Annotated in this window: 6 protein-coding genes and 1 pseudogene; 4 read left to right on the top strand and 3 right to left on the bottom strand. The window is 39.2% G+C overall.

Annotation, left to right across the window (positions count from 1 at the left end; all coding sequences use genetic code 11):
• Positions 1–336: 336 nt before the first annotated feature.
• The 3 genes from I6N95_RS22150 to I6N95_RS22140 form a co-directional block, all read right to left on the bottom strand.
• Positions 337–681 (bottom strand): hypothetical protein, encoded by a 345-nt coding sequence (locus I6N95_RS22150; protein WP_209531547.1) that lies wholly within the window; start codon positions 679–681, stop codon positions 337–339.
• A gap of 167 nt (positions 682–848) precedes the next feature.
• Positions 849–1,712: an Rgg/GadR/MutR family transcriptional regulator gene (locus tag I6N95_RS22145; RefSeq protein ID WP_209531546.1), complete on the bottom strand. Its 864-nt coding sequence runs from the start codon at positions 1,710–1,712 to the stop codon at positions 849–851.
• Between the two features lie 2 nt (positions 1,713–1,714).
• Positions 1,715–2,590, bottom strand: a complete 876-nt coding sequence (locus I6N95_RS22140; RefSeq protein ID WP_209531545.1) for an Rgg/GadR/MutR family transcriptional regulator — start codon at positions 2,588–2,590, stop codon at positions 1,715–1,717.
• A gap of 199 nt (positions 2,591–2,789) precedes the next feature.
• Here I6N95_RS22140 and I6N95_RS22135 point away from each other — a divergent pair, with 199 nt between their 5' ends.
• The 4 genes and pseudogenes from I6N95_RS22135 (at position 2,790) to I6N95_RS22120 (ending at position 8,967) form a co-directional block, all read left to right on the top strand.
• Entirely contained in the window at positions 2,790–4,052 is a 1,263-nt protein-coding gene (locus I6N95_RS22135) for an MFS transporter (RefSeq protein ID WP_209531544.1), read from the top strand.
• A gap of 45 nt (positions 4,053–4,097) precedes the next feature.
• Positions 4,098–4,286: pseudogene (gene thmT, locus I6N95_RS22130) on the top strand (2-hydroxymuconate tautomerase); the annotation flags it as partial.
• A gap of 413 nt (positions 4,287–4,699) precedes the next feature.
• A complete protein-coding gene (gene thrS, locus I6N95_RS22125; RefSeq protein WP_209531551.1) occupies positions 4,700–6,640 on the top strand; it encodes a threonine--tRNA ligase in 1,941 nt (646 codons plus the stop codon).
• A gap of 209 nt (positions 6,641–6,849) precedes the next feature.
• Positions 6,850–8,967, top strand: coding sequence for a peptidoglycan D,D-transpeptidase FtsI family protein (locus I6N95_RS22120; protein WP_209531542.1), 2,118 nt, complete (start codon positions 6,850–6,852; stop codon positions 8,965–8,967).
• Positions 8,968–9,132 lie beyond the last annotated feature (165 nt).

Genomic DNA, 9,132 nt, shown 5'->3' with positions numbered 1-9,132 from the left:
TTATTGATTAGGTACTTTAATTATACAAGGAAGTGCTATTTATTTCGTCAAAAAAGGCCAAAAATCTTAAAAAAGATTTTTGGCCTTTTGGCTTATGTTGAGGACTTATGGGTCAGCCTCTTTTTTATTAGTTATTCCCGTCATTATCCATTTAGGAATGTACTGAGAAGGCTGCTTGCATCCTATTCAACATCTTTTGTAGCATAAGCATGAGCGAAGAGTGGTGCTTTCAGTTTCTCTTTAACTGAAAGGTTAACGACTGATCGTGATTATTTAATAGGAACTATCTAGGCTTAAAAATATGGTTTTCATGGTTGCTATTGTTTACAATAAAACTTAATCAATGACATCATCAGGAATGTCGCTGAAGAACCCAAGTCCTTCTTTATATGATGGATCTTGAGGAGCTAAATCATTGGCTAGTTTCATATGTTTGTATGCCAAAGAGTAGGCACCGTTGATATGTGGATATGAAATGATTAGTAGTGTAGCAGCGATACTTTGTAAGTCAGCTGTATTTTTTTCAAAGATAAGATATTGGATAAATAAGTAGAAACACATATTGCTTGAATCGTAAGAACATTCAATTAAAAGGGTTTCAAGTTCATCTGGAGGTAAATCAAGGGCGCCTTTTTTTGCTTCTTTAAATAGACCAGATTCGATTTGTTCTCTTAAGCTCAAGCTAATTACCACCTTTCAAAAAGTGAATTAAGACTAACAGGTTAGTTTATATTATACATAACATTTCAAGTAAACAGATTAAAAAAAGCCAACGTCATGGCTGATAAATTGTCAAAAAAGTCCCACTAAGTTTAGTGGTATAAGAGTACACCTAGCGCACGATGTTCTTATTTGTTCATAATAAGCGTCAATGTCTGTTGCAGGTTGGAAGCAAAATGCTTGTGTCCCTGTCGGTTTAAATGAGCGATAATCTCTTGGCAACAATCTTCACCTGTTAAAGCATCACCCCATAAAATATTCTCCAGACCGGTATAAAAAAGATAAAAATCGCGCTGAAAAGAAAGGGTGATGTCTTGGGTTAGATCACCTAGGAGCTCTAAATATAAAGAGACTTGTTGCTTGTCTCCTATGATAAAGGCGTCTCCTAAAAAATTAACAATTAGTGATGAAAAGACCTTATCGTAAAAGGAAAAGCCATGATACTTACGGATTCTTTTGGTCACTACTTGCATCAGTTGACACCGCACATCGTAATCAAAGAAGCCACTACTGTTAATAAATAGAGTAATCTCATGAAAGGTCCAGCTATCAACTCTCATTAAATAATCCTGTAGCAGGCTGACATCTTTAGGTGGATAATCAGTGATAAGTGGCGTTTCTGGATGTTTTAGAGTAATTAAAGTCAAGCGAGCTAACGTGGCAATTAACTGCTCATTTTCCGATTTCGACTGCTGTAATTCCGATTCAATCCGTTTTAGTTCCTTAACGTTCCCTTGATTTGCAGCATCAGCATAACGAGCCATGTGCTTTGACAAGACCGGCTCCTGATAATCATTGTGGATAAACGAAAATTCTTGAAAATTAAGGTAAAGTCGATCTAAGACTGCCATAAAGTGGCTGATACTCATGTCGTGTTTCCCTTTTTCAAATTCGATGGCATAAGATTTTGACACGATCCCTGTATAAATCTCCTTTTGAGAAAAGCCTTTGCTTAAGCGGAGTGCTCGAATTGTTTCCCCGTACGTCTTCATCTTCAGTCGGACCTCATTTCCTCCAATATGTCAGCCAAATAATCTGTCATATTAGCGTATTGTAACTCATATCCCAATCGTTTGTAGTGTCGAATAATTGAGCGACACTCAGCTTCACCTGTTTTTTGATCGCCTGATAAGATTGATAAAATTCCTTTAAAAAATAAGTAAATCTCCCGCTGGAAAGCTTTTAATGGATTGCGACTTATTTTTTCTAAAAGCGATAAATAGACAGTTGTCGCCTTTAACTGGTGCTCCTTTAAGGCACCACTGATAAAGTTTATCAGCAGCCCTGACATTAAATCATCGTATAAATGATACCCTTCATACTTGCTTAGTGAAGCAGTAGCGGATTCCATCAATAGTTGACGCGTTTCGAAGGGAAAGTATAGGCAACAGTTGCCAAATAGAGATAGCTCATCGAGGGTCCACGAATCCAAATTAAGTAAATAACGGGTAATAAGCATGACATCTTCTTGGGGAAATAAATTAGGAGTAATTTTCCCTTCATTTTCCAGCCGAATGATCGTCAGGTTTACTTGAGCTTTTAATAAGTGGTCGCCAATTGAGCGAGCATCTTCTAGAGTGGTCAACTGCCTTTTTAAGTGCTGAATATCACCTGCATTAGCAGCTAATTCAAATAGATGATAGTTTTCGGAAAGAGGGACATTTAAATAACCATTATGAATATAATCTAATTCGCTAAAGTCAAGGTTTAATCGGTGCAACACTTCCATAAAGAGACTGACAGTCATATCATGATGGCCTTTCTCAAATTCGATCGCATAGGCTTTTGAAATAACCCCAGTATAAATTTCTTTTTGAGAATAGCCCTTATGTAGGCGGATTTTTCGAATGGTTGTACCGTAAGTTTTCATTTATCCCTTTCCTTCCAGTTCATTTTTTTATTATACATTATTTTGGATTACTTGGTCCACAATACTAGACCTTTTTCTACGATGAGCGGGTTAGCTATTATACTTAAGTTAACAAATTAAGGGTGGCCAACCTTTCAAAAGGTAATGTATCTTACTTGTTGGAGTCTTGAGCAATAGCAAAAATCTAGGAGGCGTTTAGATGAACATCATCAAAAAATATCCACTGTATCGAAAATTTCTTGCCAGTAATTTTATTTCAAGTATCGGTGACTCAATGTATTACATCGCACTGCTAACCTTTGCCAGTCAATTTACAAATTCCGGGCTAGCCATTTCCATGGTAACATTATCGGAATCTATTCCAGGCATCTTCTTTATTGTTACTGGAAGTCTGGCAGATATGAGTCAAAATAAGGCTAAAAGAAACCTGATCAATGGCGTTATTCGCGGTGTGTTGTACTTGATAGTCGGCATAATGATTGGTTTTGACTCTTCATTAATGTTGCTTGCAGGGATTTGTTTGCTCAACTTTATTTCTGATATTATTGGCAAGTATTCCAGTGGACTAATGACACCCTTTGTTTTATTTTTGGTAAACCAAGAGGATATCGAAGAAGCTCAGGGGCTAAACGGTGCGATTACCAATTTGGTCAGCTTATTGGCTCAGTTTGTTGGCGCCTATTTAATGGGAATTTTTTCTTATCAGGTATTGGCGTGGATTAACAGCGGGGCTTTTTTCATCACAGCTATTATCATGTTGTCAATGAAGGCCTCCCTTGATAAGATTGAGCAAGAAAAACTCCCTCAACCGACAGGCGAAAAAGTCTCGCTGATCCGAATGGTTCGCCAAATCAGCCATTCATTAAAAGAAATAAAAAAATGTCAACCGGTTTTTCGAGCCATTATTATGTTTGCCATCGCCAATGGCGGCTTAGTGGTTTTGATCCCACTCATTAGCATGCTTTTCTCACAACAGCCTCAGCTAGTCATTAATAACTTTCCTTTTACCTTAGCTTTATCACAAGCTATGATTAGTGTAGGAGTCATATTAGGCAGTCTTTTTGGGCCAGTGGTGTTACGAAATGTGTCTTTGTTTGTTATCTGTCAAGGAATGTTTGTCGGCATCGGGTTGACAGCCATCGGGATGTACAGTCACTTAATTTGGCTGATCCTCGCTTCGCTACTGTTAGTAGGTTTGTTAATAGGCGCCGCTTCCCCGAAGCTAAATGTTTTAATTTTAAACAGTTTTGATGTAACTAAACTAGGAACAATCAACGGGGGAATCAATAGCCTATTGTTAATCGTTCCTCCTCTTGGTACGATCATTTTTACCACAACGGCCACCTCTCTAAATTTAAGTGCAGCCACACTGTTGTTAGTAATTTTTTCTGTTATTTCTTTTATCGTTGGGCAACTCCAACCTAAACTATCGAGTTCAGAACCAATTAAAACGACTCCCTAAAGGCGGCGATTATGGTAAACTTATGATAACACTAAAAGAAAGAGGCGAAAAAATATGCCAATCATCAACATTCAAATGTTAGCCGGACGAACACCAGAACAAAAAGAAAATTTAATAAAAGAAGTCACTGAAGCAGTGGTGCGAACAACAGGTGCTAAAAAAGAAGCGGTGTCCATCGTCATCAGTGACATGAACAAGGAAGATTACGGACACGGCGGAGAAGTCACTAAGTAAGGGCAAGTCGCTGCTTGACACTGGTTACCTAAGCAGTTGTGAAGTAAAAAAACAAAATATTGTTAGGTTAACCTTGCAATTACAAACAATTCGTGTTTAAATAGATTCAACATAATAACTATCAATGAGAAAGACACCAATTACAAAGAACTGTTAATAAGAGAGGGAAAACCTGGCTGAAAGTTTCCTAAACAAGCTTTATAATTGACCACTTTCGAGAATTTAGTTTGAAACTAAGTCGGTCGGACCGTTATCCCGTAGTGAGAGAATCAATCGCAAGATTGTATTCTGAAGTTAGGTGGAACCACGAATTTATCGTCCTAACGCTTTGTATTTAGCAGAGCGTTAGGGCGTTTTTTGTATTCCCCACTCACTAATAGTTAATTATCAAAAGAGGAGGAAATTATATGTCAATGATTCATGTTACATTTCCAGATGGCGCTAAAAAGGAGTTTCCTAAAGGGGCAACAACCTTTGATATCGCGGGAAGTATTAGTAAAAGTTTAGCAAAAAAGGCCCTGGCCGGTAAATACAATGGAGAACTGGTTGATTTAGTTCGCCCTTTAGAAGTTGATGGTGCCATTGAAATCGTGACTCCAGATCACGAAGATGCTCTGCAAATCCTACGTCACTCATCGGCTCATTTAATGGCTAATGCTGTTCGTCGTCTTTTTCCTAATATCCACTTTGGTGTTGGGCCAGCTATCGACACTGGTTTTTATTACGACACAGATAATGGTGAACAACCAATTTCAGAAGAAGATTTACCGAAAATTGAAGCTGAAATGATGAAGATCGTTAAAGAAAACAACCCAATTGTTCGCAAGGTTGTCTCAAAAGAAGAAGCCCTGGAATTATTTAAAGCAGATCCTTATAAAGTCGAATTAATCACCGATTTACCAGCTGATGAAGAAATTACCGTTTATGATCAAGGGGATTTTGTTGACCTTTGTCGTGGCGTTCACGTGCCCTCAACTGGCCGGATTCAAGTCTTTAAATTACTTTCAGTAGCCGGTGCTTACTGGCGCGGTAACTCTGATAATCAAATGATGCAACGGGTATACGGAACAGCTTTCTTTGATAAAAAAGCGTTGCAAGAATACTTAAAATTCCGTGAGGAAATGAAAGAGCGAGATCACCGCAAATTAGGAAAAGAATTAGGCATTTTTATGACGAACTCAGATGTCGGTTCTGGCTTGCCATTTTGGTTGCCAAACGGCGCCACAATTCGCCGAACAATCGAGCGCTATATTGTAGACAAAGAGCTTAGTTTAGGTTATCAACACGTATACACACCGATCATGGCCAATGTGGAGTTCTACAAAACTTCAGGTCACTGGGATCATTACCATGAAGACATGTTTCCCCCAATGGATATGGGCGACGGTGAGATGCTCGTGCTACGCCCCATGAACTGTCCTCACCATATGATGGTTTATAAGAATGATATTCACAGCTATCGCGAATTACCGATTCGAATTGCTGAGCTGGGCATGATGCACCGTTATGAAAAGAGTGGTGCTTTGTCAGGATTGCAACGGGTTCGTGAAATGACACTCAATGACGGCCATACCTTTGTTCGTCCAGATCAAATCAAAGATGAGTTTCAACGGACACTTGAGTTGATGATTGCGGTCTATCAAGACTTTAATATCACAGATTACAAATTCCGTTTAAGTTACCGTGATCCTGAAAATACCGAAAAGTATTTTGATGATGATGCTATGTGGGAAAAGGCGCAAATCATGCTGAAAGAAGCCGTTGATGAAATGGGCTTAGAGTATTTTGAAGCAGAAGGTGAAGCGGCCTTCTATGGTCCAAAACTTGATGTTCAAGTAAAAACTGCTATGGGCATTGAAGAAACACTTTCCACCATTCAATTAGACTTCCTGTTACCAGAACGTTTTGATTTAACTTATGTGGGAGAAGATGGTGAGAACAGCCATCGTCCTGTCGTGATTCACAGAGGAATCGTCTCTACTATGGAACGATTTGTGGCTCATTTAACAGAAGTCCACAAAGGAGCTTTTCCAACTTGGTTAGCGCCAGTTCAAGGAACGATCATTCCTGTCAGCAACGATCATCATATGGATTATGCTTATGAAATCAAAGAACAATTGACAAAACTAGGACTCCGTTTTGAAGTTGACGAGCGCAATGAGAAGATGGGGTATAAGATTCGCAGTTCTCAGACGCAAAAAATTCCTTATCAAGTTGTGGTCGGGGACAAAGAAGTCGAAGCAGGTGAAGTCAACATTCGACGATATGGCAGCAAAGAAACGAACTCAATGTCAGCGGCGATGTTTATTGACAGTGTTGCGGCTGAAGTGAACAATTTTAGTCGTCAAGGGTAATGTCATGAAAAAGAAGCAAGCATATAGAGATGTTTGCTTCTTTTTCGATTGCCAACAGCTCGAATTAATGAGATACTTCTAAGAAGTGTCTAACTTTTCTTTAAAATGTTCTAAGTTTTTATGATTAGGCTTTTTATTGGCGTCCTTTTTAGGTAAAATAGGAGATGCTAAATAAGGTGAGTCACCTGATTGGAAGGAAAATTATCCCTATGAAAGATACTCAAAAGAAATCATTTCAAATAAATAAAAAACTACTAAAAAAAGCCACCAATAAAGAAGGCAATCGTAAGTCACATATTCCTTTTCGCTTAAATTTCCTGTTCTTTATTGTCTTTGCGTTATTTGTAGCCTTGCTGGTTCAACTGGCTTATTTACAAATTGCCAATGGGGCTTATTTTGAGACTAAGATTGAATGGTCACAAAAATCAGTGGTCCAAGGAAATGCCCCTCGTGGCATGATCTATGATGCCCAGGGAGAAGTGCTAGTTGGGAATCAAGCCAACCAAGCGATTATTTACACAAAGAAGCAAACCATGAAAAGTCAGGAGATGCTGGAAGTCTCAAAAAAAATTGTCGAATTAATTGCCATTGAACCTGACGAGTTGACTCCGCGAGACAAAAAGGATTTCTGGTTAGCCGATGAAGCCAATTTAAAAGAAGCCCAATCTCGTTTGTCCGATAAAGAAACTGATACCAAGCTATCCAACTCGCAAATTTACAGTAACACAGTGGATAAAGTGACAGATGAAGAAATTAACTTTGATGAAGCAACCTTAAAAGCCGCGTCAGTGTTTAAAAAGATTAACGGCGCCTATGCCATGACGCCTGTTTATATCAAAAATAAAAATGTGACCACAGAAGAAATTGCGACCATTGGCGAGCACACCACTGATATTCCCGGGATTTCAACCGGGATGGACTGGGAACGAGAATATCCTCGAGGTGAATTTATGAGTAGTATTCTAGGAATCGTGTCTTCGGAGAAAACAGGGTTACCTGAAGAAGAAAGTGAGAAATACCTCGCCAAAGGTTATGCCCGCAATGATCGGGTAGGTTTGAGCTACTTAGAAAAGGAATATGAGTCAGTTTTGCGCGGGACTAAATCTCAATCGGAAGTTGTCGTAAATAAGGAAACTAATGAAATCGAATCTGAGACGAAGACCTACGAAGGTGAAAAAGGCAAAAATATCGTTCTGACCATCGATATGGAATTCCAGAAAAAAGTCGAAGAAATTTTGCGAAGACATTACAGTGTCCTCCAAGGGAACGGCAAAGCTCAATATTCTGAAGGAGTCTATGCTGTTGTAAACGATCCTAAAACAGGTGAAATACTTGCCATGGTTGGCCTTAAACGAGATCAAGTAACTGGGGAACTGTCCGATGACACCTTAGGGACTATTAATAACGTCTTTACACCAGGGTCTTCAATTAAAGGGGCAACGATCATGGCTGGATATGATAATGGGGTAATTTCAGGGAACGACACCTTAGTGGATGAAATTATCCAGCTTCAAGGTGACCCGATTAAGAAATCGGTCTTTACTTATGGGCCTCGCTCCATGACAGCCATTGATGCTTTACGTGAGTCTTCCAACGTGTATATGATGAAAATCGCCTTCGCTTTAATGGGTGAAACCTATTCACCAAATATGACTCTAGGCTGGCATCCAGAAGTCTTTGATACCTTACGGACCACTTACGAAAATTTCGGTCTCGGAACCTATACTGGTATCGATTTACCAGGTGAAAGTCCAGGTTTTGTTTCAAGGCAGAATTATACGCCTGATGGCAATGAAGTAGCAGGTCGGATGGGGAATCTGTTGGATTTATCCTATGGAAACTTTGATGCTTACACACCTTTGCAAATCGCTTCGTATATTTCCACTATTGCCAACGATGGGGTAAGAGTTGCCCCACATGTCGTCAAAGGTATCTATGGCAACAATGAAAATGGTGGCCTAGGTCAAATGGAACAAAAAATTACGCCAAAAACCTTATCAACTGTCGGCACACCTGATCAGCTGGCGATTATTCAAGAAGGCATGTACCAAGTTATTAATGGTGGAGGGACAGCCGCTAGCATGCCAAGAACGAAGTATCTGGCAGCTGGTAAGACTGGAACGGCCGAAGTTAGTGAAGCCAACCCAGCAGATCCGAATAATCCAATTTCATTAGTTAATAGTACCATGGTCGCGTATGCTCCAGTTGATGATCCTAAAGTTGCGGTGACAATCATTTTGCCGCGGATAAAAGATGATAAGGATCATACGAATACAAGTATTACGGCGGAAATATTGGATGCCTATTATGATTTTTATGAAAAATAGTCAAGTAGAAGGAAGCCTCTGTCGAATGATGACAGAGGCTTCTTTTTTAGGTGAATCCCTTCACCGATAAGAGCGTGTCACTGTAAAGTAGTTCTACTTAACAAATTTGCTTAAAAGGCTAGTAATTGGCTAAAAAAAATGATATGATATTTTAGGTGAGTGAAA

Origin of the sequence: Vagococcus allomyrinae (assembly GCF_017829975.1) — a bacterium.
Classification (GTDB): Bacteria; Bacillota; Bacilli; order Lactobacillales; family Vagococcaceae; genus Vagococcus_D; species Vagococcus_D allomyrinae.
This window is presented reverse-complemented; position numbering and strand designations above follow the sequence as displayed.

Coding starts and splice junctions, on each gene's coding strand:
- I6N95_RS22145 (WP_209531546.1), bottom strand. CDS start 1,712: ATGAAGACGTACGGGGAAACAATTCGAGCACTCCGCTTAAGCAAAGGC.
- I6N95_RS22120 (WP_209531542.1), top strand. CDS start 6,850: ATGAAAGATACTCAAAAGAAATCATTTCAAATAAATAAAAAACTACTA.
- thrS (WP_209531551.1), top strand. CDS start 4,700: ATGATTCATGTTACATTTCCAGATGGCGCTAAAAAGGAGTTTCCTAAA.
- I6N95_RS22135 (WP_209531544.1), top strand. CDS start 2,790: ATGAACATCATCAAAAAATATCCACTGTATCGAAAATTTCTTGCCAGT.
- I6N95_RS22140 (WP_209531545.1), bottom strand. CDS start 2,590: ATGAAAACTTACGGTACAACCATTCGAAAAATCCGCCTACATAAGGGC.